Source organism: Bacillus paranthracis (genome assembly GCF_024296885.1).
Taxonomy (GTDB): domain Bacteria; phylum Bacillota; class Bacilli; order Bacillales; family Bacillaceae_G; genus Bacillus_A; species Bacillus_A paranthracis.
In genome coordinates, this window is sequence record NZ_CP101135.1 from 2,501,740 (window position 1) to 2,528,332 (window position 26,593).

Consider the following 26,593-nt stretch of genomic DNA (forward strand, 5'->3'; position numbering starts at 1 on the left):
TTATTAGTATCAAATAAGTAGCATTCCTTTTTATTACATTTTTGTATATAATGTAATTATAAATAAACTAGGGGGCTACTTATGACACTTTTACTACAAATCATCTTACCACTTATATTTGCGCTATATTTATTTACCCTCTATCGTAATACAACTATTGGAAAAGCTGCTTTTCTTTTAGCGATCATTATTGGGATTTTTGGATTAGAGAACATTTTTCAGCATGCTAATCTAACAGATCATGCTATTTATCCATATTGGGGCAGTTTGAAGGCTGTTGTTATTATTTTATCAGTCGTATTTCTATTTAAAAAAGATGGTTTAACAGGAAAATATTGATTTATAATGCTGTACATATTTTATTGTTAAACTGCTTTTAATTTATAAAAAAGAAATGTTTATGTAAAAACACGAAGGGATGTGTTACATATGTCTATAAATATTATTTCTATAGTTTCTATCATAATATGGATTGTGTTGATTACAGAACTTATAAAACCTTCAAAAGAACAGAATGGACGAAAAATAGTAATGTTATTAACTGCTGGTTCCGCATCAACACTTATTTTGACGGTTTCATTTATTCAAAATATCCCGTTTTGGAATTGATAGTGAAATAACTAATAAAAAAATATATAAGATTAGGACCGTACATTTTAGAAATGTCTAATATGTACGGTCCTTTTGTTTACTAGTGGTCCACTTATAAGTATGTGATCTTTTTACAATTCGAATTTCTTTTTAAGTTTCTTATATTTTCTATACGAACGTCTAACAATGTTTAACATAAAATACGGTATTTTAACAGGGAAAGGCAATTTATAAATGAAAGGCAAATAAAATGTAAAATATGCCTTTTCTAGGTCTCTCCACTTACTATCTTCTTTTGTTTTTAAGAAATCAGATACATCGACTACATATCCCCTTCCTTTTTCCATCATCACATTTTTCCCGTGAACATCACAAGGAGTTAATCCTTGTTTCCTTGCATACTCTAAAGCTTTATTTATATCAAGGATTACCTGCTTAGGAATTTTAATTCCCTTATGAATAGCATCGTATAAGGTAATTTCTTTTAAACGTTTCAATACTATGAAATTTTCTCCTTTATATATAAGCTTTGAATAAGAAGGATGATTTCCGATTCTGCGGTATACTTCTGACTCTTTTTCAATGCCTTCTCCTTCTCGCGCGTAAACTTTCACTACCCAATCTTTGAATTCTCTGTGCATGAATACTGCAGCATAATTACCTTTCCCTAAACACTTCCAAAGTCTAGGAATATCTTTAACTACTACAGGCTCGAATTCGTCCTCACTTCTTATGATTACCTCTTTTAATAATTCATCCTTTATCAATCCCACAAAACTATTTATACTCATCGTTTCCACTCCGGTTTTGCTAAAAAGGAAGGCTTACCCACATTTTAACGAAAATATACACTAAGCGAATTTTAGCATAAAACTGCTCATCTTTCTTCTTCAAATAAAAAGATAACTCGTTTTATTTGAACTGTTGAATACTTAATATGTATTCCGCTATTCAGAGCCAAAAACCATACAATAAAAAAATATTTCTAACTATTTTTATTTTTTCAGAAGCAACTGTATAAGGCTTTTCTAAGTGCAAGTTCTCTCAGTTCATTGGTCATGCCAAATCTATATTTGATTTTTTTAAATTGTTCAATTCTTGTTCTACTACTATCTTTGTTAGCTAACACTTTTATTGTTTTAATAGTCTTTTGTTTAATTCCCACAATGCTGTTTTGTTACTATCCCATTTCAAAAGCGTTACTGCTTCTTCAAAGGATAACCATTTATAATGTAAGTGTTCTTTAGATAATGAGATGTTTTTTGTAGGGACGTTAACTCCAAAAGAAAATTCTTTTATTACATAAACCTCTTCACCCCAAAGGAATTCTCCAACTACATCCTCTACTGGTAGTGAAGACACAGAATCTAATTGTATATATGAACATTCTCTTGTAATACCAGCCTCTTCAAACGCTTCACGTTTTGCTGATTCAATAGGAATCTCACCGTCTTCACCACCACCGGCTATCCCTTGCCAATAAGCATAATCACTTCGGTTGAAAATCGCGTATTGAATAGAATCGTCAGTTTTTATATAAGGAAATATCAATACTTGATACGGTGCTCTCATTGCTTAACCTCCTCTCGAAAATAAGCTTTAAATAAATATAAATAAAGAGCAAACATCACAATTTCACCTTAATAATGCAGGTTTATGGTGTCAGCTCTTTATTTTTAAAGTATTTTATTTTTCATAAATAGTCTTACTCTTAACAGAGAAAAAAACTGCTTATTTCCTATCGAATTTGCTTAGCGTATTTTTTCTATATCTTATGTTATTCAATTGCGCCTGCAACGTCATAATCATTTAAATCTAATTCAATTGGTTGTCCCAGCGCTAACTTAGCAAGTTCTGATCCTAAATATGGACCTGCAGTTAAACCTGAGGCACCTAATCCGTTTGCAACGAGAATACCTTCAAAGTTAGGAAGTGGGCCAATTACAGGTAAGAACCCTGGAGTAAATGGTCTGAATCCAACTCTCGTTTCAAGCATAGTAGCATTTTCTAAGCCAGGTGCAACTGTTAATGCTTTATGGAATACTTCATTTAAACCACCAGCCGTTACACGATGATCGAAGCCAGTTTCATTTTCATGGGTAGCACCAATTACGACATGGCCATTATCAAATGTTAAAATGTATTGATCATTTGGCGGCATAACAACGGGCATATTTTCTGTTGCTGTATTTTCCATTTGCAGGTGAACAATTTGTCCTTTTTGAAACGTAACTAAGAAATTAATTCCTAATGGGTTTAAGATTTCGTTCGCCCATGCACCTGCAGTTACAATAACCTTTTCTGCTAGAATTGTTTTATCGTTTACTTTAACACCCGTAATCTGACTACCTTCACAGACTAATACTGCATTGCCTTTTATAAAAGTTGCACCATGTTTTTTCGCAGCGCTTATTAATGCGTTGCGTAATAATCTTCCATTTACTCGTGCAGCACCACTAATATGAACAGAACTATATTCTTCTGATAATGCTGGGAATAATTTTTTCGTTTCTTCAACTGATAAACGCGTAATTTCACCAATCTCTGGTGCATCTTCACGGCGCTTATAAGCTCGCTCTTCCATTTGATCTAGTTTTTTCTCATCAGTATGTAAACTAATTGCACCTACACGGTTATAACCTGTATCCGTTTCACCGTCTTCTTCTAATTGCTGAATTAACGAAGAATAGTAACGTGCACCGCCTTTAACGATTTTATACCATGCTTTATTACGACGTTGTGAAAGCCATGGGCAAACAATACCAGCTGCTGCATCTGTTGCTTGACCTACTTGTTGACGATCCACGATAGTAACGTTCGCGCCAGCCTTAGCAAGATGGTAAGCAGTAGACGCACCTAAAATTCCCGCTCCAACTACAATATACGATTTCATTTCAAACACCTTTTCTCTTTTACTAATTATATAAATATAAGAACATCCCTTAGTATAATGGAAGGAATACTTTTTTCAATGTACTCATCGCAATTAATTGTTGCATCATTGTGACTTTCCTAATCTTATTTTTTCTTTTTGCGGAATAAATCAATTGTTTTATAGCCTTGTGATAGAACCTCAATCATCTTTTCAAAACGTTTTTCACGTGTTTTTTCTTGTTTGACAGAAAACAGATTACGTGCCCAATCTTTTTTGTATCCAGGTGTTAAACTTTGATAAAACTTAAGTTCATTTGGATGATTAGCTAATAAAGCTTCAACATCTTGAATTCGATCTGCATAATCAGCTACACATTGGCTCATTGCAGGCGTTTTCGTCGCTTTTTTCTTCTCACGCTTTAAACCTACAACAGTAAAGATGTCATCCATACTTACCATTCGCGCAAATTTAATATCGCTTTCTCCCACATATCCATCTTCTCCAACGTTTAATGCTGGAAACATCTCATCACGGTGAATAAACGTACTGTAGCGAGAATTACCTTTTTTCGGATATGCGAAGAATATGTATCCTTTTTCAATTAATAATTCTTTATTACTAATAATATAATTCGTTTGTTTCACCATTTCATCCAGTGTTTCTACAAAAATAAAAATGGCATCGTGTTCTTTTGAAAATACAGTTTCTTTTCCTGTAAAAACTTCGTAATCACTTGGTTCATTAATAACAACCATATTCGTATACTTATTAAGTTTCAATTTATCGATAATTGACATGAAGATCTTCCTTTACATTCAAAATTCATTGTTTATACTTTTTCATACTGTTCTAGTGTATTATATCTATTAAGAAAATCAAACTTTAATAGTTGTTTTAAATTAAATTAATAAAATAGCCGGTTCTTATTCAGAACCGGCTAGCTATTCGCGTTATCATAACTCAATAGCAAATAAAGTATATAAAAGATCTCTATATTGCTCTTCTGTAACTTCACGTTTCGTTTTTTCACCGTGAATCATTGTAGTTAAACTAGTATTTGTTAAAGAGACATGGCCAGATTCCGTCAATTTGACTGCAATCGGTCCTTTATTAAAAATAGATTTCTCATCTTCTATTACTCTTTTTTGAACATCATTTACTACTGCCTCATCAATGATACGATTATAAAAAGCATGACACACTTTCCACTCACCATTCGTATCTTTTCTTTCTAGAACGTAATTCCCTTTACTCGTATCTTTTCGTATCACTCGATACGTACCATTTTTAGAAGAAACAGGCTCACTAGTAAAAGGTACCGGGACTAGAGGTACTAATGAAGCAATACCTACATCAATTACGTATCGTGCTTTATCATAATTTAGAATAATCGTTATATGTCCATTCTCAAGTGCCCATGCGTTTATATCATTTTTATATACGGTACCTAATGCGAGTTGTACATCATAACCACAATCTTTTAAAAAGTAATAAAAAAGCGTATTTAATTCATAACAAAGTCCACCGCGGGATCTGCTTAAAATTTTATTCTGTAAATTTTCCATAGTAATTGTATTCGTGTTACTTGCTATAACATCTAAATTCTCAAATGGTATAGTGTGTGCAAATGCAAAAAGAATTGTATTTAATTCTTCAAACTTCACTTTATTACGCTTTGCAAGATTCAATCTTGTAAAAAGCTTATGTTGTAGACTTGTCATAGTCAGCACCCCTTAAAATGTATAAGTTAAACTAGTATATGCTGATTGTAATTTTGATGGGGTACTGAAACAATGTACATTTCGTTTAACTGTACCGGTACAAAAAGTCTAACCAACAAGATTACTTAAGATAAGAAGCTACGAATACAAATGTAATAGTTTGTCTATAGGTAAATTATTATGATCGCTTAAATCAACAAAATACTGAAGCTGCCACATTTGGCTCTTTTTAGCTTGGTTGCTAACAGGGGTATCCCAGATCGGATAAGTCCTCATAGCCATCTTGCCTTTTTGATTTTGTGTTCTCAAGATTTTTTCTTTAAGAAGAATATCTTTAGGGAAAATAAATTGTCCTAGTTTGTTATCATCTATACAAGTAATAATTAATAAGTCAGGAGCAGCGTCATAAGAGAATGCTTGATTTTGCATATCGTCATCTTTCTCCCAAAAAGAAACAAATTGACCAATTTTATTAGGAGTAATTTTTGATTTTCTAAAACGAATGGTTTTGTTATTTAAGTGAAATAAACATCCTGCATATTCTGCGTTTTGCTTTTCTTCTTTTAGATTCGTAATTATTAAATTGTTAGGTTTGTAAACTATATTGTTTAAATGTCGGATTGTATCATTAAAATTGTTCAAGAAAACTCCCCCTTTATTCATTTCTTAGTTTACCACAAACGTCAGTTCTTCTATATCGTATATAATCATGAACTAAGTGAAATCGGGGGATTTAGCAGGATATAATTATTACTTTAATGTACTTAGTTTTTCAATTGCTTGTTGTTCAGTTGCTAAGTAAAAAATATCTTTACCTTTATTACATTCATAAATAAAATCCTTTAAGCTTTTACTAGTATACATAGAGAAATCTCCAACAATAGCAAATTTCACCTTGTAGTTTATAAACTTTTGAAGAATATCGCCCGCAAGACGTGTTTTTAGATCAAAGAAATCTTCACTTATTAAAGATTTATGGATAATAATATGCTTCGCATCTACCTCATATTGAACAGTTGCCATAGTATCTAATGCAGATTGAACATCGGATATTAATACCTTATCATTTCTAATGACCGCAATATTGATTCCATCGATTACTACTTTCTTTATTTCCATAGTCTCCCCCCCTTTATAATTTACACAGTATAAGTAAAATTGTTTTACAAAACTTCGTATGAATCATAGATTAAATTAACCGCAGCTATTAAAATTGCCTCTATTTTTTATTGCTAATACGGTCAATGAAATTAATTTTACTTGTTAAAAAAATATTGTGGCGTAACATAACTTAACAAGCTATCCAAAGTGTTAATCTCGGCATATGGTTGTATTTTGGTAGTATTCTTGATTTTCTGAGGGTTAAACCACACACCTTTTATATTTGCATTTTGAGGACCAGCAATATCCTTTTCTAAGTCATCTCCAACAAATAATACATCTTCTGGTTGCACATCAAGTTTATTTAATGCTAGTTCAAATATACGTTTATCCGGTTTACTCAATCCTACTTCTTCAGAAATAATGATCGTATCAAAGTAATTGTTTAAATTCGTGTTAATTATTTTAGCCCTTTGCCTCTGACTTGAGCCATTTGTTATAATTCCAACTTCAAAGTGCTTCTTTATATGATGTAAGAAATGAATAGTATTTTTGTCTATTGAAAAACATTTAGGGAAATTTTTATTCCAAAAATCTTGGATATAATTGCGTTGCAACCTATACTTCGGCGGGAATTCATCAAACAACGATTCTAAAACTATTGCTTTATCACTCATGCCGTATTCCCTTTTATCATATTCTTTAAATTTCCGTAGCATATTGTTTTTAACTGTATCACTAACATCTTCATAACATTTTTCTAAAACAAATAAAAACAATGTATCTACTGCCATATCCCTATTAAGTAACGTATCATCTAAATCAAACAGCATAGCTTTATAACCCATCAAATAAATTCACAACCTTTCTATATTTCCTAGATATCATCAAAAGTAATCAAAAAAACAATTCATATGAAAGAGCTCGTAATAGAACGATATTCTAAGAGTTAAATCAAAAATCCTTTTTCTATTTGTTAATTGATGTGAAAATAAACAATTTCAACTAAGGTAGTAGGTGAATTTTTTAATCGTAATCTCGAACTTTCAGATTAATTTGAAACTCTTTTGTGATAAGCTGTACGTAAAGATTAAATATAAAGGATGATTCGTATGCAAATTAGACCAAAGGCAAGTGAATATAACTCTTATTATGCAACGTATGTTAACTTAGTATCAGACGGAAATATTATACATATTTTAGAACAACAAATAGAGGAAACGAATCTTTTATTAAAAGAGATTTCTGATAGTGAGGGACTTTTCCGATATGCTCCTACTAAATGGAGTATAAAAGAAGTAATCGGTCATATTGCAGATACAGAACGTATTATGGCGTATCGCTTATTATCTATTGCTCGAGGCGAGACAGCAGAACTTCCAGGCTATAACGATGATATGTATGTTCTTAAAGCTGCTTTTGATAAGCAATCTATGCAAGATCTTATTGATAATTTAATAGTTGTTCGCCACTCTACCGTGCATTTACTGAAAAGCTTAGATCAAGACACTTGGTTACAAAGAGGAAATGCGAACAAATCTGAAGTTACAGTTCGTGCATTAGCATACATCATAGCTGGACATGAGCTTCATCATCTACAAATTATAAAAGAACGTTATCTAGGTTCTAATGCATATCCAGTAAGTTAATGCTTGAAGAAAAAGAGTCCCATTTATGTAGGACTCTTTTTTGCTATTTATAAAATTCACCACGCAAGATGCAAACGAGCCCTTATACATAATTTTCTTCAGACTGATATACTATAAACACAATAGTTCTAGAAAGGTGATAATATTATGTGTGAACAACAAAATAATAGGGATAGAGATCAAAAAATGATGTTTTTTATGCAAGGAGTTCCCACAAATAGAGTTAACATGAATCAATTGCCAAAATGGATTAGAATCTTCGGCTATTGTGCCTTTGGTTGGATGATACTATTTAGTTTCATTATGATTGTAGGTTTAATTCTGCAATAACGATACATTCAAAATGTTAACGGAACAGCATTTAGATTATACATCTAGGTAATAAAATAGCTTGTTACCTAGATGTACTACCCATTCCTTTTCATCTTCATGAATGTAAATAAGTGCATTGAACATTCAACTTTTGAAGAATAGTAATGAGGGTGATAAAGGTTTATACTCACAATCCTTTTGATTTGTTTTTGGATGGTAAAACATGTTTCTCTACTCTTTCATATTGAGTAAGTAATTGCCTAATAAAAGATAATTTCGGTACTAACCAATACGAAATTATCGCTGAAATACACCCTATTAAAGCCCCTGCTGCAATATCAAAAGGATAATGAACCCCTACCCAAATACGAGAAATCGCTACACAAAATGCAAGTATAAGCCATAGCCATCCAGCTTTTTTACGCACAAGCGAAAATGAAAAACAAATTGAAAAAAAGAGAATCGTATGGTCACTAGGAAATGAATTATCTACAGCATGGTCGACAAGTTTATTAACATGAGGCAATACTGCAAACGGTTGATAATTCAAATGAAATTTCCCTGCTACTTTTCCAATCACCTCAGCAATTACAAAAGCAACCATCGCTTGAATAACCATCATCCTACTTTTTCTAGATCCAATAAACCAATAAGCTAAAATAATTAAAGCTAAAATATATACCATATATTCAGCCAAAAATACTATGGTCGGGTTTAGGAATGAATATTGTTTACCTAAATCATTAATGGCTCGAAAAATATCGATATTGAATTGAGAAAAAGACATTTCAAATCCCTCCTTATTAGTAAGGTGTCTTACTGATTGCCATATACTTTTATTACATGGATAGTGTTGGTTATTGTACCCACCTAAAAATACCGACCTCTTATGACACCGCTTTCTTCTTTTTCACTTTAATAAAAAAAGAAAAAGGAAAACATCGAACTTTCTTACAATCATTCATGCATTCTTACAGTTTTGTCATTTTCTCGTCACTTTGAAAATAGATTCATCGTCTTGCCTTTTGCTATATTCATAAACTCGTATATCTGCAATTACGGAACCCCTAATCACACATAAAAAAGAGAAGAACCTTGGCGAGTTCTTCTCTTTTTTATTGATTAAATTGTAATACAATTACAGTATGTGAAATTATACTATTTTAACTTTAAAAGCGAAGCGAAAACAATCTTTCGTTCGCTTTTGGCATTTATTTAATCGGTTTCTCTGTTTTTAAAACAAATGAACTTAACGCAGGAACTTTAATTTTATTGTCATGCACAACATAAAGGGATTTACTTCCCGCCTGCTTCCCGTCTACTAGTACTTTCCAAGGACCTTTCGATGGAAGTGTTATTTCAACAGTTTCTCTATTTGCATTGTGAGCCACCGTAAAGTATTCATTTTTATTCCCCTCTATTGTATAAGCTATAGTATTTTTCGGAGCATCAATAAATGATACATGTGTTTTTATTTGCTCTGCAGATGTCATTCGAAAAGCTGAGTACTTTTTGCGTAATTCTATTAAACCCTTCATATAATCCACTTCATTATTAAACGTTGCACGGCGCAACCAGTCCATCTGGTTAATTGAATCTGGAGATTTGTAACTGTTATGATCACCATATTTCGTGCGCATAAACTCTTGTCCCGCATGTAAGAACGGAATACCTTGTGATGTTAATAAAATCGAAGAAGATAATTTATGCATTTGTTTTCGCACTTCTTCACTGTCACTTGGATTAGTCAACTCAAGTTTATCCCATAATGTATGATTATCATGTGCTTCCACATACGTTAGTACCTGCTCTGGATCTTGGTAAGTCGACGAATTTGTATCATAGTCAATGCCTGCGGTAATACCTTTTTTAATACGGTCTTCCATGTGTTCCTTTCCATTTACAAACCCATTTTCTTTCTCTTCAAATACACTACCTTTTAATCCATCACGTATATTATCGTTAAAATGAGCAATCCCTTTCATTTTCTCTGCATTTTTTTGATTTGCTTTCAACTCTGCTGCAAGAGGTGTATTTAAATCCCAACCTTCTCCATGCAGTATAATAGAAGGGTCAATTTGATTAACAGCTTTACGTATTTCATTCATCGTTTCATAATCATGAATACCCATTAAATCAAAACGGAATCCGTCTAAATTGTATTCTTTTGCCCAATATGTGACGGAATCTATCATAAATTTCCTCATCATTTTTCTTTCTGAAGCCGTATCATTTCCTACACCGGTTCCATTTGCAAATGTTCCATCTTCATTGTAACGATAATAATAACCGGGAACTAACTTATGAAAATTAGATTCAGCAGCATTATACATATGGTTATAAACTACATCCATAACAACACGAAGATTATTATCATGTAGTGTTTGAATCATTTGTTTTAATTCAGTTATTCGAACAGTTGGCTCGTATGGATTTGTAGAATAGGACCCCTCTGGTACGTTAAAGTTTTTTGGATCATATCCCCAGTTATATTGTGGTTCGTTTACATTCTCTTCATTTACTGAAGCATAATCAAATATCGGCAAAAGCTGAACGTGTGTAACACCAAGATCTTTTATATGATCAAGTCCTGTTTTCACATCTTCAGGCCCTCTTGTTCCTTTTTCTGTTACACCTAAATATTTTCCTTTCTGTTTAATGCCACTTTCGGGCTGAATAGAAAGATCACGTACATGCAATTCATAAATAATAGCATCTTCCGGATTTTTTAATTTAGGCTTTTTGTTCGTGTTCCATTTTTTCGGATTTGTTTCTTCTAAATCAATAACCGCACCTTTATCTCCATTTACAGAAGCAGCACGTGCATACGGATCAACTGCTTCTTTCCACTTATCACCAATTTTTACCTTATACGTATAATAGAGACCTTTTTGATTCCCTTTAAGTTCTGCTTTCCAGGTGCCCTTTTCACCTTGTTGCATATTTATTTCAGTACCTATTTTATCGTTCCATTTTTTATATGTAACTAACTTCGCTTCACTCGCAGTAGGAGCCCATACACGGAACTTTGTATGTTGCACGGTATATGTATTTCCTAAATCGTTACCACCATAATAAAATAAATGATCAAATTCCTCACTACGAATGACTTTACCAATTTCAGTATTCGTATCAGCTAAGTTTTCTATTTTAACTTTGTATGTTTGTTTTAAATCAATTTTCTGTTCCGTAATTATTTTCACCTTATTCGTAATATCTCCACTGTTTATATCATAAGGAGTAATATTCTTAATTTTAATACCTTCAATTTCGATTTTCTGTTCCTTAATATGAAATGGAGCATTCGTCGTTACAGTGATTTCATTGAAACTATCAATAGTTGCTTTTTGAATTGATAGATCCGAAGAAGGCTTAGCGTTATATACCTTTTCATCACCAGAAAGAATCCATACTTCAGCACGACCGTCCTTTATATTTTCAATCCAACGATCCCCACCATCTTTTTCCCACTCATTTGTACGAATGATGAATCCTACACGATTATAGTCACCATCTATATTAATCTTAGCGTACTTTCCAAATTCATCTTCACCAGTAAATTCATAAGATGTACCATTTGCATTTTCTCCCCATAACCAAAGATTCCAGTCTTTTGTATTTCCAAGCTGCTCTTTGTAATGAATGATAACTTCAGTTGTTTTCGAATTTGAAACTGCCTTTACACTTTGAATAGAGAAAATAGATGCGAACATAACAATTATAGTAAGTAATAAAACTGATTTGTTAATTAATCTTTTTGTCATTTGCACTACATACACCCTTTCTTTAAATAGTACGGACGATTTATTATGCCCGTACTACATTACACAATTTAAATTAATCTAGAAATCTCTTTTGCCTCCCCCCGTATTGGTTATTTTCACATATGTATTTCAATGATCTTTCCAATACGAAAACGTTTGCATTGATTGTTAAAAAAATAGTTTATTTATGTCTTCATATATCTGTAAATACGAAAAGATCAGGGAAATTATTTTAAAACAATCGTTTGTTATCGCTTTCATTTTATAGCACTTCCCATTAAGGGGTCAATATATTATTAATTTTCTGTTTTTATATACTATAAACCTAAAATCTTTGTTGCAACTTCTTAAAGGTAGAGTACCTAATGATTGCTTAGTAAGTTTATTTTTCAAATACATTGGTATGAAAAAAACAGCTAATATCCTTAAAACGACATTAGCTGTTTTTCATAATGTAATAATATATGAATAAGAACTATATTTCTAACTTACTTAATTTTTGCTGCATCAAATGCCTTTTGTACTGTTTGAACTTCAGCTGAATTTGCACCATATTTGTTAGTTGCCACTCGAATACATGCTGATCTTAATTCTTTGAAATTAGAAGTCATGTTTAACTCATCTGTATTTGCGTAATAGAAAATATCAAACATTTTATCTTCACCAATTCCTTTAACAGTTACACCGTTATGAGTTCCGCCTTTTGCGATGAGATACGCAACTTTATTGATAATGCTTGAATTAAAATGAACGCCACCTTGATCCCATCCATTAAAATCATTAAATTCGCTGTAATCATCTGGATAAGGTACTCCAAGTGAAGATGGAACAGAGGCTGGGTTTTCCATATCACGGAAGACAGATCCAGTTTGTTCTCCCATCGTCCAGTTAAAGCTTCCATTATTTACGTATTTCTCAATAGATGTTCCCATAATATCAGATAGTGCCTCATTAATCGCACCAGATTCACCGTAATATTCAAGATTAGATTCACTAGAAGTAACAGCATGTGTAAATTCATGGCCAGCTACGTCATATGCTTTGACGATAGGATCACCATATACAAGCATACTTCCATTATTAGCACTCAATGCATTCTGCCAATTTTTCGGATCATTCGTCTCTTCAGAATCCCAAGCGTGTACAACTGAAACTACCTTTTGTCCCTTATTATCAAAGCTATTACGGTTGTATTTATCTTTATAAAAATCAAAAACTTTTGTTGCTAAGTAATGAGCACTTACTGCTTTTGGATCGTTAAATGTTGTCGAAGTACTAGTTGCTAATGTACCAGGATAATAGCTTTCTTCTTTCGTAATATCTCTATAATTCACATCATATGTTTCAATTCCTTGCCCTCTTGTATAATCAGCCAGAGCATATTTGCCATTACTTTGTTTAGAAATGCCAAATGAACGAGAGATCCCTAAATCATCTTTTCCAGTGCCCGTTAATGATGTAAGACTGCTTTTTTTACTTTTCTTTAAGGCTCCAACTAGTTTTTCACTTGCTTTCAAGTTAGACTCTTGTACCATATTTTTTAACATATCACCATTTTGTGCATTTACTAAATATGTTCCGGAAACATATTTTGGTGTTGCCGCTTCAAATGTAACCTGGTATGCATTGCTAGCCTGTCCATTATTTTCATCAACAAAAATAACTTCCTTAACTTCTGGCTCAGAAATAAAATTGATATCGTTCCCGTACTTCGTATAAATATATTGTTTCGCTTCATCTTTTGATAGATTGATAGGCTTTTTCAATTCTTCTTGTTTTAAATTTTGCGCGCTATCGCCTGAAACACTTTTAATAACACCGTTATGATCTACGTGTGCAGTTAATTGATGGCCATATACTTCTTTTCCTTCATATGTTTGCTGTATACGTACAAGTGTAGTCCCATCATATGAACCACGTTTTTGAAGAACTTTATAATCTACTCCAGTTTCTCCATTGACTTGTTTTGAAGAAAGGGCTTGTTCTGTTTTCTCCTTCAGAGCATCTTTTACTACATTCTCTGGTGCCTTTTGTGACGGTTGTGTAAGTTCACCTGAACGGAATGATTCCTCCTGAATTTGAACTTGTAGTTGATCTGTTTCCTCTGCATGACCTACTCCGTATGGTGCTACTGCTGTTAAAGCTAAACCTGTTGTTAATGCTACCTTAGTTAACGTCTTTTTGTTTTTCATTTTGTCACCTCGTATAATTTTGAAATAGAAAGCTTGTACAAAGTATACTTGCTGTTCCTGTCGAAAAAAAGGGAAAATACACAATTTATGTAACATTATGCAAAATTACATAATATAAGGACGATGATTCAAATTAAGAACAACTTATATAAGTGCATGAATTTCAATAAAAAAAGAGCACTTTAAGGTGCTCTTCAAATACGATTATAAATTATGCATTGTGTCATTTATTAGTATATGCTCGTCTCATTCAATTGTTTATTTGGTGATTTCGCTGCACAATAACTTATAAAAATTAGTTATCTCATACATTGAAATTCTTCGTTACTATTTGATTAGTAGATAAAAGAGATAGTTAAAATAATGTAAGAAATAAGCATTATAAAAGCAAACCAATAGATAAAGATATCACTCGACATGTATTGTGTTATTCTTTTTTTCATATAAATTTGTTTTACTTATTTACTTTTTCAGGATTAATTTGAAATTGACCTTTCCAAGATCCAGCTATTTTTCCTATTTTATTTATGTTTACATCTAATGTTAAAGGCTGTTTAAAGGAACCTTTTCCTTCAAGACCTTCAACAAATGTAATGACGCCTTCTGGTCTGTCTTTATCACGAATGCCTACATGCTCTAACTGTTTTCCTTCTGACAATAATTCAAATGGTGAATTGTCTTCACCTTGAATAAATGATAATTGTGAAAACATACCATTTCCTGTGTTATATTCAGGATTTTCTTCTTGTTGTCCATTTACTTTTCCATCGCTTTTTATATCTAATCCATTTGTATCAAATTCAAATGGCATTAGAGTTCCATCGGCTTTCTCCACTCTATAATGAACAGATATACGTGCATCTGCCACATATAATTCTTTAAAATGTACAGTTATCCCTTGATCTGTTATCTTTTCATCAATAGGTATAAACTGCCCGTTCAACATACCTTCTTGTTGTACACCGTTTTCATCTTTACTTCCTTCATTCACAACCGTATCATTTAATACTTCATTAGCAAAGTAAGAAGCAATATTAGTTGCTGCAACTTGAACTTGCGGGATCATAGCTATAGTAAAAATGCCTACGGCAGCAACCGACGTATACATGAACCGTTTTGATTTTTTATTCATATTTGAAAATACTCCCTGCTTTCTTTCTATCGTTTGATTTGTACTAAGTACATTATTAGTCTGGTTATAACCATTAAATGTTTGCCATGCTTTTTCGACATCAATATTTATTTCTGGAGCCTCATGAAGCTTCTCCTCGGCTAGTGTTGAATGTTCCCATTGATTTAATTCTGTTAGCTCAATTAATAAATTTTGACACTTCTTACATTTGTCTAAATGCTTTATAAATTGTTTTCTTTCCTCACGCGAAAGTTCGCCATCAATATATGATTGAATGGATCCCATTTCATAACAAGTCATTTATTTCCCCTCCATTTGTTCAAAAGTTTTTCGGAACTTAAGTTTAGCTCGTGCCAACAATGTTCCAACAGACGAATCTTCAATCTGAAGTACTTGCGCGATTTCTTTATATCGAAACCCTGAAAATTTCATTAATAATATTGTTCGATCTTGTTCTTTCATTTTTCGCAAAACCCTTTGTACTTTTGTAATTTCTTCTTTTCTGATCCATTCATCATCTAGTGACGAATCAATTTGAACTTCTTGATACTGGGTTTCTTTATCGATTCTTGCCCGATGTCTCTTTTCAGAGCGAATGTAGTTATAGGCGACATAAGTAGAAGACTTTATAAGCCAAGCACGTAAATTTTCTATTGCTTTCCAATCTGAATGATACAGTTGCAAAAACACCTCTTGCGCTAATTCCTCAGCAACCGTCTGTTCTTTAATGATCCATATTATTTGTTTAACAACATACGCATAGTTTTGTTTAAACAACGCTTCAAATGTTATATGTGAAACATTCCTCTCTCCACTTTTTATTGTTTGCATGTGAATAAAACCTCTCTCTCTTTTGATGCCTGCATTATAGAGAAACCAGAATGCTCATTTTTGTGACAAAAAAATAATATTTTTATTATGTACTATTACGTACATTCATCATATAAACAAATATTCATATTAATTAAAGTAAACTTTTTTCTCAATAACAACATAAAACCCACTCTCAACTATTTTTAAGAGTGGGTTTTATACTATTAAAAAACAATTTTTTAATACCGCTTATAATTTATACTACTTATTATTTGTTCTTTTTTATTGACACAAATAAATCAACCTTTAATTTTCCTTCTAGGTCTTCTGCAACATTGTTCATACAAAACTCTAAATTATCCCTATCATAATCTGCACTATATTCACTATTTGGTAACCACACTGCGTACATATATCGATACACTTCACTTAATTTATGAGGTTTATCATAGAATTCGTATAGAGCGTATAGACCTCCATCTACACTTTTAAATTGCACATCCTCATGTTGTTCTTTTTCAAAGTTTTTAGGTATGGTAACGCAAGCATCATGTCGGCACATATGACTTGCAACAAGTTCAGGGTTATCTAATGAAATTCCGATAAATGATTGCTCAGGTGGATAAAGCTTATTTTCAATAGACCAGTTCAATAACTTCCCCCAATGATCTTGTGGTTCAAAGTAACTACCAGTTCTTCTTATGAATGCCACTTCTAATGATGGTAAATTTTTTATAATCACTTTCATATACATCACTCCCCTTAACAAATCTCTACTCAAATTATTTAGCCTTTATTTTCATATATTCCTTCATAAATAAAAAATACCCTGCCACTTTTATACTAAATAACATAATAGAATTCCTTTCATCGTCCTAGCAAATTTCTTGAAATACAATAATTAAAAGCATCCTTCTTTCGATTATCATTAAATAAATGTAAAAAATGACCCTATTTATTCATTTTTCATGCGTATGTATGTACATTTGTTAATTTATTCGATATATTATGTGTATTGAATGATTACGAAAAACTTATAGCTCGCTAAAAATACCTTATATTTTTATATCCGTGAAAACTACAAAATGTATAAAATTCCATTTGTCAAATGAATTTAATGCGGAAGGAGGTTTGTGGTTACTTCATCGGGATATAATAATCAGTTTTAAACTGATAAAAATATAGGAGGCGATATAATGTTTCGTACGATTTCAAATTTCATGAGAGTAGCTGAGATAAGAAGGAAAATCCTTTTTACATTAGCGATGTTAATCGTTTTTCGAATTGGCACGTTTATTCCAGTTCCTCATACTAACGCAGAGGTATTAAAAGTACAAGATCAAGCTAACGTTTTAGGTATGCTAAACGTATTTGGCGGAGGAGCATTGCAACACTTCTCAATCTTTGCTGTAGGTATTACACCATATATTACAGCTTCCATTATAGTACAATTACTACAAATGGACGTCATACCAAAATTTTCGGAATGGGCAAAGCAAGGAGAAATGGGCCGTAAGAAATCAGCTCAATTTACTCGATACTTTACAATCATTCTCGCATTCATACAAGCCATTGGGATGTCTTATGGCTTTAATAATATAGCAGGTGGACAATTAATTACAGATCAAAGCTGGACTACATACTTATTTATTGCGACAGTTTTAACTGCAGGAACTGCATTTTTACTTTGGTTAGGTGAACAAATTACCGCTAACGGAGTAGGTAATGGTATTTCGATGATTATCTTCGCAGGACTTGTTGCAGCGATTCCAAATGTTGCGAACCAAATTTATTTGCAACAATTTCAAAATGCAGGCGATCAATTATTCATGCACATCATAAAGATGGTCTTAATTGGTCTTATAATTTTAGCGATAGTTGTTGGCGTTATTTACATACAACAAGCGGTGCGTAAAATACCGATTCAATATGCAAAAGCTGTTTCAGGCAACAATCAATATCAAGGAGCAAAAAACACTCATTTACCTCTTAAAGTAAATAGTGCTGGTGTAATTCCAGTAATCTTTGCTTCCGCATTTTTAATGACGCCGCGTACAATTGCGCAGCTCTTCCCTGATTCAAGCGTATCAAAATGGTTAGTTGCAAACCTTGATTTCGCACATCCAATTGGAATGACCCTATATGTAGGTCTTATCGTTGCTTTCACATACTTCTATGCATTTATTCAAGTAAATCCTGAACAAATGGCAGAGAATTTGAAAAAACAAAATGGATATGTACCTGGTATTCGTCCTGGTAAATCAACAGAACAATATGTAACGAAAATTTTATACCGTTTAACATTTATCGGTGCAATTTTCTTAGGTGCAATTTCAATTTTACCGCTTGTATTCACAAAGATTGCTACATTACCACCTTCTGCACAAATTGGTGGTACAAGCTTACTGATCATTGTCGGTGTGGCACTTGAAACAATGAAAACGTTAGAAAGTCAGCTTGTAAAACGTCATTATAAAGGGTTTATAAAAAAAGCGAATTAAGTAAAAAAAACACAGTTGGTTATTTTTCCAACTGTGTTTTTAATTCTACTGCATCTAATTTTTCTACTAATGTACCAATGATCTTTTCCAAGTTCATTATTTTTTCTTCTAGGGCTCGAATGCGTTTATTGCTCTCGTCTACATCATTATATTTTAAACTGTTATTGGATACTTTGAACTGCTCCCCTAATTCGGAAGTGATATCTTTAACAGTTGATTTTCCAGCATTATCTAGTGCATTTGTATTTGATTTTAATTCAAATTGAAGCTCATATGTATTTCCAGTTAACTCTTTAGCTATTTGCGAAATTAAATCTTTATAAGACTTTTTAACCCACTCTTGTTGGAATTCGTTTTCAAAATAAATGATTAATGAATCTTCATTTATTCTAGCTGTCGTTTCTTTGACCCAAGTTTCATATGACGCTCTCGAAATTTTCAATTGCATTTTATCTTTTATTTTATTCCAAATTGTTTTTGATTCCTCTTGTCCGGAAGTACGTTGATTATTTTGCACGTGATGGATCTGTGCTTTAGAAGTAGCGCTTGATCCTATTTCGAACCAAATTTGATATTCTTCATCAGTAAGTTTCTGTACGGTACTTGAAATTATATTTTTATACTCACCTTCAAGCAAATCACGATGAAACGCATCTTCACAAAAGATTATTACTTTATTATCTTTTATCGTAGCATTTGTATTTCTAATCCACGTCATAAATGTTTTCTCTGCTAATTTTGGTCTTAACGCTTTCTTTACTTCATCCCAGCTACTAAGCTTTTCTTTTTGGACATCTTTCAAGTTAGATGGTTCGCCATTACATAGATCAAACTGAATTTCAAACGTCGTATTAAACATTTCTCTTAATGTATTAAATACTAATTCTTTATAATGAGATTCTAACCAGTCACGTGCAAATTCATTTGGACAATAAATTGTTAATATATCATCCTCTAAATAAACAGTAGTATTCGTAAACCAAGTTTCATATGATGGTTTTGAAATTTGCGGTCGAATTTTTTCCTTTACTTCAGTCCAATTTATTTCCATAATAACTCCCCTCTTCTTACAGATCTCTTTCATATAGCTTGATAATATTACGCCTTTCCAATAAATAAAGTCAATCCGTATCATGAATAAAATGAAACATGTTTATATTCACTCAAAATATAAGCTTCTCTAACGCCTTCTTCATTTTAATACCTCGTTATTCTTAACAACTGGTTTTAAAACTGGTCTGTCTTTTCATTCTTCAACACTACTATATTGATCTATAACAATTGCTTTCATGTCCTCTCCCTTGCTGTTTATTTTAATAACATACAATTATTTCTCAAAATTTTTCCCCTTAAATTATCATAAACTTATTTTTGGGGGTAATTACGCAAAAAACAAAGCAAATCTAACACACAACTTAGAGTCATTCAAAATTTTATGTTTAATTACATTCAAAAGAAATGGAGAGAACTCTATGACTGAAAAGATATTTAAAATAAACGAGATTGATATATGTACAGAAAGCTTTGGAAACCCTAAAAATCCAGCTATTTTATTAATTATGGGTGCTACGTGTTCAATGGTTTATTGGGATGAAGAATTTTGTGAACAGTTGGCTAACACGGGGAAATTTGTTATTCGTTTTGATAACCGTGATGTGGGACGCTCTGTCGCATATGAACCTGGAACTTCTAATTATTCCGTTACGGATATGGCTGAAGATGCAATTGGGGTACTAGATGCTTATCATATTGACAAAGCGCATCTATTTGGTATGTCTTTAGGCGGTATGATCGCTCAAATTGCTGCTGTAAAACATCCCGAAAGAATATTAACATTAACATTACTAGCTACAAGTGTGATAGGCTCTGACAATAACACACGTGACTTACCCCCGATGGATGAAAGAATTTTAACACATCACGCAAATGGCACGCATTTAGATTGGACAAATGAAAATATTGTAGCAGAATATTTAGTTTCAGGGTCCCGTCTATTATGCGGGTCCAAACGCACATTTGATGAAAAAAGAGTCTATAATCAAGTAAAACAAGAAATTGAACGAGCTAACAATTTATTAAGCATGTTTAATCACGCTTTACTTCAAGGCGATGATGCATATGAAGGGGTGCTTCACTCCATACAAGCACCTACATTAGTCATTCACGGAACAGACGATACCGCACTCCCTTTTGAACATGGTCTCGCACTTATCGATGAGATTCCTAACTCAGCTCTATTAACTCTTGAAGGCGCTGGACATGAGATTCATCCTGATGACTGGGAAGACATCATTCATACTGTTACTGAACATACAGCCAAAATAATAGAAAAATAATGAATAGGAGGGGCACGCCGCAATTTGTGTCCCTCCTATCTTTACATGTAAAAACGCCCATCACTGTATCCGTATGTATAGTGATGGGCAATACTTATATTTTTCTATGTTTAAAAAAACGGACAATCTAATTGATCAACAGCTTCCCATGATTTTTTTTTTATATTATCGGTGGATTTATTTGCTTCTAGTGGTAAGCTTTTAAAAGGATTAACTTCTACTTTTAATAAAGATGATGGCTCAACGTATAACGAGAAAACATGGCTACTTGGTATAGCTTTTGACACATCAATATCTCCTACTTGTTTAAAAAGTTGCTGCGCTGCAAAGAAAAAGAAGTTGGTTGGATTTGATTGTTTATTCAGCCATGCAAGCATTTCAGGTGATACTGACTTATGAATATTAATTTTTACTCGGTCACCACGTTTATATCGCCTAGATCGCATACTTCCACCAACTAACTTATTGTTAAGTTTGTAAATCCTAACTCTTTTTGCTTATGCTCTCTATATTTTGGCGAACAAGTGTAGACTAATAACCCACGTGCATTTGTAAATAATGGATTATCTACAAAGATTACATTTGTTAAACGCCCTTTTTGTTTTAAAATCATTTTCAGGCTATTTTTTATGATAACTGCGCCCCCGCCATAAATAAAAACATATGGATCGTCTTTCATATCATCAATTTTGTTAATAATATCCGTTGCAACGCGCGCTGCTAAACCTAATAGTGCTGGTTGTGATTCCTCAACTAATAATGCATTTCTAGGGTGTTTATCATTTAAATAAATTTGATTGAATTCTGTAATACTATCAATTGTCTTTGTTGGATACTTCCGGTTCCATCTCGTAATAATTTGTAGTAACGTTTCTTTCACACCGTACGATAAACCCTTACTTAGTTGTGGTCTAAAGTTTACACCTAGTGAAACGACTTCTTCTGTCGTTCCTGCACCAATATCAAAAGATAATAATGTTTTATCAACAAAATCAATTTCTGACACTTTATTTTGTTCACATTCTATTTTATGTTTTACAACATTTCCTTCTTCATCATATACAATGCCCCACGTCCCAGAAGCACCCTCAGGTAGGCATTTGCAATATTCGATGGAAATATTAATTGTAACATCACGTCCGTTTGGATAATGGAACACAACCTTATGATTCCCCATATAACGTTTCGCATTTTCCGCCGCTATTTCTTGTGTAATAAGCTGCATAGGGAGAGCAACAGATAAATCATATCGAATGTTAATATGGCTAGAAGTTGGACTTTGACGCATAGCACTTACGGCTAAACCAGATAGAATCGTAATAACCATTAACTCATCAGTTGACTTATTCGATTTCTTCTCAACCTCAGTACCTTTTAATTGATCTTGAATGACTTTTTCTCCAACGATATACCGCACATTATTTAACATTAACGATGGAGAACTAATGGTCACGTCAATGTGATTTTCTAATTCAGATAATGAAACATCTTCCTCATCTAAAAGTCCTGTAGGCTCTCCTATATATAAAGCATATATACTCGGAATAAAAATAGGATCTTGCCCTTTCACCATTAACTTCAAACCATTATTTCCTGCATCAGCACCAGCTTTTAAAAGAATAGACATAACTACCCCCTAAATTAATCTGACATCCCTTCCAAATATATGCGAGCCCATTCTTTTACATTCAAATGTAATATAATTTTTTATTAACCGTACATACAAAATATCATTTTCGCGGCTCTGTGTGTAAAAAGTATTTGACATTAAACTTTCCCAATTTTATACTATAGTTGTAAAGAGTTTTTTACAACAATGGAGGTGCCATTTTTAAATTGAACCATAAAAAATTTATTTTCATAATTATCGTTTTATCATTACTTGGAGTGCTTATACATGGAGTTTATAAATACATCGCTGAAGGTGAAATTTTAGGTGGCACAATTTTCACTAGTGCTATAATAATTAGCTACCTTATCAATCATATTACATGGGGAGATCCTCACGGTGTATCAGAAGAAAGTCAAGATGAAATGGGACAACAAATTACATATAAAAGCTCTAAAATTGCATATTTTACGCTCGTAGTTGTAATGTTCCTTATATTACTCTTCTCTGAAGGGTTTTCTATGGGAGCTAATTTAGATGGGGTTAAAAACTTCCCTCTTTTTATTGCACTGTGCTCTTCATTCTTTATTTATCCTATCATTGAACTCATTGTAGCGAAACAATATAAATAAAAAGAAGAGGTTTTCTATAGACAGAAAACCTCTTCTTTTTATAGTTATATACTCTCTACAATCGCTTTTAATTTATTCACAGTCCGCCAATTTCTTACTGTAGCTGGTGTATGCAACTTCTGAAACTGGTTCATTAATTTAGAGTTTCGAATGCTATTTTTGAAAAATAAATACACAACTTTTTCATGTATATAACAATCTTCAGTCTCATTTTTTTGCATAAGTAGCTGATCTTCTTCTATTTCAGAAAGTTCATTTGCTAAGAAGGCAACATGTATACTTTCGCCTTCTCGCAATGAATTGACTTCATAGGGGCATCTTTTTGTAATGTTTATAAATTCCTCATGTGTTCTTAACATAACCGGAACATCAAAACCAAAAACATTTTTAATTTCAGACTGTATTCGTTCCTTTAGAAATGTTATATCTTCCTCAGATTTGAATACGATATTCCCACTTTGAATATATGTTTTCACTTGTTTCAACCCTATTGATTCAAACGCTTGTTTTAAATCAGCCATTTTGATTATCTTATGCCCGCCTACATTGATTCCTCTTAGTAATGCAATATAAATTGTCATATCAATCCTCCGCATTTTAATGAACTGAGCAATTAAGTTGATTTTCACTCTCATATTTCTCGAATATTTGTTTTAATTCCTCTAACATATCATGTATAGATAATATCTCAAATAAAATGATAGATTCACTTGAAAAATGATGATGATATTGATTCGGTTTACAATGTGCTAAATCATTTTTATTAGTCCAAAATTGCTTATCTAATTCATCAATCAGTTTAAAATGTTCCTCATCTATTTTTTCACAATGATTTCTTAATATAGAAATTACAGAATGAATTGTTCGTCGTAAAATTTCTTTTTCATTTTGTGACCAATCACATGTTTCAATTGGTGCTCTAGCTAAATTATCTATATGATAAATAATTTGCTGTAATAAATGAAGTTGCTTTTGTACAAGTAAAAAGCTTCTCATTTCTTTTTTTGTATGTCGATGGTATTTCCAATCTTTTTGCTCATATTGAACAAATTGTACTGCTTTATGTAATAATATAGTTAATTTAGAAAGAGTATAGGTTGTCTCCTTTTTTATAACTTTCCCATCCATTAACGCAGTAAGCCATTCCTCCATAACATTTGCCGTTTTAACAAATAGCTCTTCTGTACATCCCGAAATTGTTTTAACATAGTGTGGTGGTAAGATGAAAAAATTCACTGCAGTAGACACTATAATACCAGTAGATGTAGTAGCTAATCGAATTAAAAATGCAGTAAAATAATGATCTGCCGTAATGGGAATCATTGCAACAGCAGTTAAAGTTGCGACTAACGTTCCTGCGTGTAGCCTTAGTTTTTGACATGTAACGATTGTAAACATTGCCGCTAACGCATAAGAAAGCGCCTGATGACCTAGGAAAAATGTGAAAGTCATTGCATACGCCGATCCAATTGTTGAAGCTGGAAAACGAACTAGTCCTTTTTTTATAGAATCCGTTGCGGTTGGCTCAATTGTTACAATTGCTGTAATAACAGCAAAAATAGTTGGGATATTGAAAAATTCACAAACTAGAACTGTAAGAAAAACTGCAATTCCTGTTTTTATCACCCTTCCACCAATAATATTCCACTTTTTAACTTGATTCATTTTGTATTTCCTTCATTTCTATTTCGTTTATTTATATATTCTACATCATATATCGTATTAAATAAAAAAACTTACTACTTTGTTATGCAAGAGTAAGTTTTTCTTCTCATTATTGTATGATAGGTAAATGCATTACGATTTGTTGACCAATTGGTCCCATTCTTCTAAAACCTTTATCTTGGAAGCCAACTTTTTCGTATAAATTTTGTGCTGGAATATTTTTTTCATTCACAGCAAGTACAACTTCATTTTTCATCGGAAAATAACGTTGTACAAACGCTTGTAATAGTGCCAGTGATTTTTTAGCGTATCCCTTCCTTTGTCTATTGTGATTTATAGAAAATGAAGTTAAAAGTAAAGCGTTCTCATTTTCTGTGAATTCCTGCACTCTATCTCCTGTTTGCAATGCAAAAAGACCAACAGGTACCCCATTGTAATCTAAAATAACAATGACATTTTTTGTACGATCATTTTTTGCTTTTTTCAATAATTCAGCTGGGTCCGACGTAAATTGAACTTGTTCACTTGGTAAAGTAAATGTTTCTATAACTTCTTTATATTCCTCTTTATACGGAACTAATTGAATCTCCCCTGTATGTATGTTCATGATAAACTCTCCCATTTTTTACTTATTAACTTAAACCTTGCTGCACTTTAGAATGTACTTTGCCATCTAAAAATGTAATTTCAACTAATGCAGTTGGATTGCTTCCCTTCCAAGCAAAAATTTGCTTAATTTGTGTAGAATGTTCCACCCCTTCTTCTATGAGTAAATCCCCTTCAAAACCAATTAAATCTTTCACTTCTTTATAAGTCATTCCTTCATTTATATTGGAGAAATGATTTATATTGATAGATTTTTTCTTTTGATTTTCCATCACAGTAGAAGAAGTCGCTGTGTGCTTTTTTACTTCTTTCTTCTGTTCACACGCTGTCATACTGAAACCTAAGCATAAACTACATAATATTAATGTGCTTTTTTTCATCATAACAGTTGTCCCTCCCATCATAATTAAACCATATATTCCCTTAAAAATAAACTGAATATTTAATATTATATTGAAAAACCCTGTACAATTTAGTACAGGGTTACTGTTAAATTTATTTATTTAAATGATTATTTGATTGGTCATTCTGTTCTTTTCTCAGTTCTTGCTCTTCATCTTTTGGTAATTGTTTATCATTATCTTGAATTGGATTCGTTTCTTTATTTTCAATCATGTCATTTGGAACTTGTGGCATTACACGGCCAACAATTGCTGCTAATTCATCCAGTATACCTTCGCCTGTTTTTCCTTTTTTAATTTGCTTTCCAATTTGTTTCAGTCGTTCATACGTATCAACATCTGCTACAACGACTGCATTAGCACCATCAGGATCGTTTTTCAAACTTTCTGCAACAGAGTATTTAATGGATTCAACACGAGTTCGATCGAGTTTCGCTTTTACATCAATTCCTACGATAGCATATTTCCCAACTACTACCGCTGTCGCATCATTCACACCTGGCACACTTGCCGCTAAAGATGCTAAATGGTCCGCTGCTTTTTCATTTGGCTTATTTGACTTATTTGTATAATTAACATTTTTCATTGAAACATTTTTTTGCTCGGGCTTTTCATTTGGATTATCTTTTTTTCCAATACTGCATCCAGTTATTAATAAACAAACCATCAATAGATATATTAAAAACTTCATTA

At 32.4% G+C, this 26,593-nt stretch carries 29 protein-coding genes; 7 read left to right on the plus strand and 22 right to left on the minus strand.

What is annotated here, in order from left to right:
- The first annotated feature begins 81 nt into the window (after positions 1–81).
- Positions 82–339, plus strand: coding sequence for a hypothetical protein (locus NLJ82_RS12790; RefSeq protein ID WP_000173555.1), 258 nt, complete (start codon positions 82–84; stop codon positions 337–339).
- A 90-nt stretch (positions 340–429) separates the two neighbouring features.
- Positions 430–609: a hypothetical protein gene (locus NLJ82_RS12795; RefSeq protein ID WP_000026322.1), complete on the plus strand. Its 180-nt coding sequence runs from the start codon at positions 430–432 to the stop codon at positions 607–609.
- A 113-nt stretch (positions 610–722) separates the two neighbouring features.
- Here the strand turns inward: NLJ82_RS12795 and NLJ82_RS12800 are convergent, their stop codons facing one another.
- The 8 genes from NLJ82_RS12800 to NLJ82_RS12835 all read right to left on the minus strand — a co-directional run bounded on the left by NLJ82_RS12800 (position 723) and on the right by NLJ82_RS12835 (position 7,136).
- Positions 723–1,382 (minus strand): protein kinase family protein, encoded by a 660-nt coding sequence (locus tag NLJ82_RS12800; protein ID WP_000026513.1) that lies wholly within the window; start codon positions 1,380–1,382, stop codon positions 723–725.
- A gap of 340 nt (positions 1,383–1,722) precedes the next feature.
- The gene (locus NLJ82_RS12805; protein WP_001202593.1) at positions 1,723–2,163 is read right to left on the minus strand and encodes an NUDIX hydrolase; all 441 of its coding nucleotides are present in this window, start codon (positions 2,161–2,163) and stop codon (positions 1,723–1,725) included.
- A gap of 205 nt (positions 2,164–2,368) precedes the next feature.
- The gene (locus NLJ82_RS12810) at positions 2,369–3,484 is read right to left on the minus strand and encodes an NAD(P)/FAD-dependent oxidoreductase (protein WP_000844368.1); all 1,116 of its coding nucleotides are present in this window, start codon (positions 3,482–3,484) and stop codon (positions 2,369–2,371) included.
- Between the two features lie 125 nt (positions 3,485–3,609).
- Positions 3,610–4,263, minus strand: a complete 654-nt coding sequence (locus NLJ82_RS12815; protein ID WP_000022240.1) for a YdeI/OmpD-associated family protein — start codon at positions 4,261–4,263, stop codon at positions 3,610–3,612.
- A gap of 156 nt (positions 4,264–4,419) precedes the next feature.
- The gene (locus NLJ82_RS12820; protein WP_000202760.1) at positions 4,420–5,187 is read right to left on the minus strand and encodes an arylamine N-acetyltransferase family protein; all 768 of its coding nucleotides are present in this window, start codon (positions 5,185–5,187) and stop codon (positions 4,420–4,422) included.
- 138 nt (positions 5,188–5,325) lie between these two features.
- A complete protein-coding gene (locus tag NLJ82_RS12825; RefSeq protein ID WP_001058774.1) occupies positions 5,326–5,829 on the minus strand; it encodes a MepB family protein in 504 nt (167 codons plus the stop codon).
- Positions 5,830–5,937: 108 nt separating this feature from the next.
- Positions 5,938–6,306, minus strand: a complete 369-nt coding sequence (locus tag NLJ82_RS12830; RefSeq protein WP_000403460.1) for a DUF4180 domain-containing protein — start codon at positions 6,304–6,306, stop codon at positions 5,938–5,940.
- A gap of 137 nt (positions 6,307–6,443) precedes the next feature.
- Positions 6,444–7,136: an HAD family hydrolase gene (locus NLJ82_RS12835; RefSeq protein ID WP_000540743.1), complete on the minus strand. Its 693-nt coding sequence runs from the start codon at positions 7,134–7,136 to the stop codon at positions 6,444–6,446.
- A 264-nt stretch (positions 7,137–7,400) separates the two neighbouring features.
- On the opposite strand from NLJ82_RS12835, the gene NLJ82_RS12840 reads away from it, so the two are divergent.
- Together NLJ82_RS12840 and NLJ82_RS12845 are read left to right on the plus strand one after the other, a co-directional pair.
- On the plus strand, positions 7,401–7,937 hold the full coding sequence (locus NLJ82_RS12840; RefSeq protein WP_001167114.1) for a DinB family protein: 537 nt from the start codon (positions 7,401–7,403) through the stop codon (positions 7,935–7,937).
- Between the two features lie 147 nt (positions 7,938–8,084).
- Positions 8,085–8,267 (plus strand): hypothetical protein, encoded by a 183-nt coding sequence (locus tag NLJ82_RS12845; protein ID WP_000333407.1) that lies wholly within the window; start codon positions 8,085–8,087, stop codon positions 8,265–8,267.
- Between the two features lie 169 nt (positions 8,268–8,436).
- On the opposite strand, the gene NLJ82_RS12850 is transcribed toward NLJ82_RS12845, so the two are convergent.
- The 6 genes from NLJ82_RS12850 to NLJ82_RS12875 form a co-directional block, all read right to left on the minus strand.
- Positions 8,437–9,036, minus strand: coding sequence for an undecaprenyl-diphosphatase (locus tag NLJ82_RS12850; protein ID WP_000010587.1), 600 nt, complete (start codon positions 9,034–9,036; stop codon positions 8,437–8,439).
- A gap of 424 nt (positions 9,037–9,460) precedes the next feature.
- Positions 9,461–12,019: a type I pullulanase gene (pulA, locus tag NLJ82_RS12855; RefSeq protein WP_001178493.1), complete on the minus strand. Its 2,559-nt coding sequence runs from the start codon at positions 12,017–12,019 to the stop codon at positions 9,461–9,463.
- 482 nt (positions 12,020–12,501) lie between these two features.
- Positions 12,502–14,205 (minus strand): M4 family metallopeptidase, encoded by a 1,704-nt coding sequence (locus NLJ82_RS12860; protein ID WP_012644437.1) that lies wholly within the window; start codon positions 14,203–14,205, stop codon positions 12,502–12,504.
- Positions 14,206–14,659: 454 nt separating this feature from the next.
- The gene (locus tag NLJ82_RS12865) at positions 14,660–15,637 is read right to left on the minus strand and encodes a DUF4179 domain-containing protein (protein WP_000128540.1); all 978 of its coding nucleotides are present in this window, start codon (positions 15,635–15,637) and stop codon (positions 14,660–14,662) included.
- Positions 15,638–16,168, minus strand: a complete 531-nt coding sequence (locus NLJ82_RS12870) for an RNA polymerase sigma factor SigX (protein WP_001193473.1) — start codon at positions 16,166–16,168, stop codon at positions 15,638–15,640. It abuts the gene before it with no gap.
- A gap of 250 nt (positions 16,169–16,418) precedes the next feature.
- The gene (locus tag NLJ82_RS12875) at positions 16,419–16,898 is read right to left on the minus strand and encodes an AraC family transcriptional regulator (protein WP_000864416.1); all 480 of its coding nucleotides are present in this window, start codon (positions 16,896–16,898) and stop codon (positions 16,419–16,421) included.
- A 448-nt stretch (positions 16,899–17,346) separates the two neighbouring features.
- On the opposite strand from NLJ82_RS12875, the gene secY reads away from it, so the two are divergent.
- On the plus strand, positions 17,347–18,651 hold the full coding sequence (gene secY / locus NLJ82_RS12880) for a preprotein translocase subunit SecY (protein ID WP_000490140.1): 1,305 nt from the start codon (positions 17,347–17,349) through the stop codon (positions 18,649–18,651).
- Positions 18,652–18,670: 19 nt separating this feature from the next.
- Here secY and NLJ82_RS12885 read toward each other — a convergent pair whose 3' ends face one another.
- Positions 18,671–19,702 carry a DnaA N-terminal domain-containing protein gene (locus tag NLJ82_RS12885; protein ID WP_000405253.1) on the minus strand — a complete coding sequence of 344 codons (1,032 nt, stop codon included), beginning with the start codon at positions 19,700–19,702 and terminating at the stop codon, positions 18,671–18,673.
- Positions 19,703–20,123: 421 nt separating this feature from the next.
- On the opposite strand from NLJ82_RS12885, the gene mleBCA reads away from it, so the two are divergent.
- Entirely contained in the window at positions 20,124–20,987 is an 864-nt protein-coding gene (gene mleBCA / locus NLJ82_RS12890; RefSeq protein WP_000136574.1) for a BCA family alpha/beta fold macrolide esterase, read from the plus strand.
- A 110-nt stretch (positions 20,988–21,097) separates the two neighbouring features.
- Here the strand turns inward: mleBCA and NLJ82_RS12895 are convergent, their stop codons facing one another.
- A complete protein-coding gene (locus NLJ82_RS12895) occupies positions 21,098–21,433 on the minus strand; it encodes a hypothetical protein (RefSeq protein WP_001257754.1) in 336 nt (111 codons plus the stop codon).
- 11 nt (positions 21,434–21,444) lie between these two features.
- Positions 21,445–22,614, minus strand: coding sequence for a ParM/StbA family protein (locus NLJ82_RS12900; protein ID WP_000025610.1), 1,170 nt, complete (start codon positions 22,612–22,614; stop codon positions 21,445–21,447).
- A 209-nt stretch (positions 22,615–22,823) separates the two neighbouring features.
- On the opposite strand from NLJ82_RS12900, the gene NLJ82_RS12905 reads away from it, so the two are divergent.
- Complete coding sequence (locus tag NLJ82_RS12905) at positions 22,824–23,228, plus strand: DUF2178 domain-containing protein (protein ID WP_001015806.1); 405 nt, start codon at positions 22,824–22,826, stop codon at positions 23,226–23,228.
- A 44-nt stretch (positions 23,229–23,272) separates the two neighbouring features.
- Here the strand turns inward: NLJ82_RS12905 and NLJ82_RS12910 are convergent, their stop codons facing one another.
- The 5 genes from NLJ82_RS12910 to NLJ82_RS12930 form a co-directional block, all read right to left on the minus strand.
- A complete protein-coding gene (locus NLJ82_RS12910) occupies positions 23,273–23,809 on the minus strand; it encodes a DUF1697 domain-containing protein (protein ID WP_000158239.1) in 537 nt (178 codons plus the stop codon).
- Positions 23,810–23,825: 16 nt separating this feature from the next.
- The gene (locus NLJ82_RS12915) at positions 23,826–24,893 is read right to left on the minus strand and encodes an aromatic acid exporter family protein (protein ID WP_001077570.1); all 1,068 of its coding nucleotides are present in this window, start codon (positions 24,891–24,893) and stop codon (positions 23,826–23,828) included.
- 109 nt (positions 24,894–25,002) lie between these two features.
- Positions 25,003–25,500, minus strand: a complete 498-nt coding sequence (locus NLJ82_RS12920) for a GNAT family N-acetyltransferase (protein ID WP_001020864.1) — start codon at positions 25,498–25,500, stop codon at positions 25,003–25,005.
- 25 nt (positions 25,501–25,525) lie between these two features.
- Positions 25,526–25,882, minus strand: coding sequence for a hypothetical protein (locus tag NLJ82_RS12925; RefSeq protein ID WP_000976537.1), 357 nt, complete (start codon positions 25,880–25,882; stop codon positions 25,526–25,528).
- Positions 25,883–25,994: 112 nt separating this feature from the next.
- Positions 25,995–26,591: a YhcN/YlaJ family sporulation lipoprotein gene (locus NLJ82_RS12930; protein WP_000670280.1), complete on the minus strand. Its 597-nt coding sequence runs from the start codon at positions 26,589–26,591 to the stop codon at positions 25,995–25,997.
- Positions 26,592–26,593: the final 2 nt, after the last annotated feature.

What these genes read in the sequence shown, in the direction of transcription:
- NLJ82_RS12790 (WP_000173555.1), top strand. Translation starts at nt 82, where the DNA reads ATGACACTTTTACTACAAATCATCTTACCACTTATATTTGCGCTATAT.
- NLJ82_RS12795 (WP_000026322.1), top strand. Translation starts at nt 430, where the DNA reads ATGTCTATAAATATTATTTCTATAGTTTCTATCATAATATGGATTGTG.
- NLJ82_RS12800 (WP_000026513.1), bottom strand. Translation starts at nt 1,382, where the DNA reads ATGAGTATAAATAGTTTTGTGGGATTGATAAAGGATGAATTATTAAAA.
- NLJ82_RS12805 (WP_001202593.1), bottom strand. Translation starts at nt 2,163, where the DNA reads ATGAGAGCACCGTATCAAGTATTGATATTTCCTTATATAAAAACTGAC.
- NLJ82_RS12810 (WP_000844368.1), bottom strand. Translation starts at nt 3,484, where the DNA reads ATGAAATCGTATATTGTAGTTGGAGCGGGAATTTTAGGTGCGTCTACT.
- NLJ82_RS12815 (WP_000022240.1), bottom strand. Translation starts at nt 4,263, where the DNA reads ATGTCAATTATCGATAAATTGAAACTTAATAAGTATACGAATATGGTT.
- NLJ82_RS12820 (WP_000202760.1), bottom strand. Translation starts at nt 5,187, where the DNA reads ATGACAAGTCTACAACATAAGCTTTTTACAAGATTGAATCTTGCAAAG.
- NLJ82_RS12830 (WP_000403460.1), bottom strand. Translation starts at nt 6,306, where the DNA reads ATGGAAATAAAGAAAGTAGTAATCGATGGAATCAATATTGCGGTCATT.
- NLJ82_RS12835 (WP_000540743.1), bottom strand. Translation starts at nt 7,136, where the DNA reads ATGGGTTATAAAGCTATGCTGTTTGATTTAGATGATACGTTACTTAAT.
- NLJ82_RS12840 (WP_001167114.1), top strand. Translation starts at nt 7,401, where the DNA reads ATGCAAATTAGACCAAAGGCAAGTGAATATAACTCTTATTATGCAACG.
- NLJ82_RS12845 (WP_000333407.1), top strand. Translation starts at nt 8,085, where the DNA reads ATGTGTGAACAACAAAATAATAGGGATAGAGATCAAAAAATGATGTTT.
- NLJ82_RS12850 (WP_000010587.1), bottom strand. Translation starts at nt 9,036, where the DNA reads ATGTCTTTTTCTCAATTCAATATCGATATTTTTCGAGCCATTAATGAT.
- NLJ82_RS12860 (WP_012644437.1), bottom strand. Translation starts at nt 14,205, where the DNA reads ATGAAAAACAAAAAGACGTTAACTAAGGTAGCATTAACAACAGGTTTA.
- NLJ82_RS12865 (WP_000128540.1), bottom strand. Translation starts at nt 15,637, where the DNA reads ATGACTTGTTATGAAATGGGATCCATTCAATCATATATTGATGGCGAA.
- NLJ82_RS12870 (WP_001193473.1), bottom strand. Translation starts at nt 16,168, where the DNA reads ATGCAAACAATAAAAAGTGGAGAGAGGAATGTTTCACATATAACATTT.
- NLJ82_RS12875 (WP_000864416.1), bottom strand. Translation starts at nt 16,898, where the DNA reads ATGAAAGTGATTATAAAAAATTTACCATCATTAGAAGTGGCATTCATA.
- secY (WP_000490140.1), top strand. Translation starts at nt 17,347, where the DNA reads ATGTTTCGTACGATTTCAAATTTCATGAGAGTAGCTGAGATAAGAAGG.
- NLJ82_RS12885 (WP_000405253.1), bottom strand. Translation starts at nt 19,702, where the DNA reads ATGGAAATAAATTGGACTGAAGTAAAGGAAAAAATTCGACCGCAAATT.
- mleBCA (WP_000136574.1), top strand. Translation starts at nt 20,124, where the DNA reads ATGACTGAAAAGATATTTAAAATAAACGAGATTGATATATGTACAGAA.
- NLJ82_RS12895 (WP_001257754.1), bottom strand. Translation starts at nt 21,433, where the DNA reads ATGCGATCTAGGCGATATAAACGTGGTGACCGAGTAAAAATTAATATT.
- NLJ82_RS12900 (WP_000025610.1), bottom strand. Translation starts at nt 22,614, where the DNA reads ATGTCTATTCTTTTAAAAGCTGGTGCTGATGCAGGAAATAATGGTTTG.
- NLJ82_RS12910 (WP_000158239.1), bottom strand. Translation starts at nt 23,809, where the DNA reads ATGACAATTTATATTGCATTACTAAGAGGAATCAATGTAGGCGGGCAT.
- NLJ82_RS12915 (WP_001077570.1), bottom strand. Translation starts at nt 24,893, where the DNA reads ATGAATCAAGTTAAAAAGTGGAATATTATTGGTGGAAGGGTGATAAAA.
- NLJ82_RS12920 (WP_001020864.1), bottom strand. Translation starts at nt 25,500, where the DNA reads ATGAACATACATACAGGGGAGATTCAATTAGTTCCGTATAAAGAGGAA.
- NLJ82_RS12925 (WP_000976537.1), bottom strand. Translation starts at nt 25,882, where the DNA reads ATGATGAAAAAAAGCACATTAATATTATGTAGTTTATGCTTAGGTTTC.
- NLJ82_RS12930 (WP_000670280.1), bottom strand. Translation starts at nt 26,591, where the DNA reads ATGAAGTTTTTAATATATCTATTGATGGTTTGTTTATTAATAACTGGA.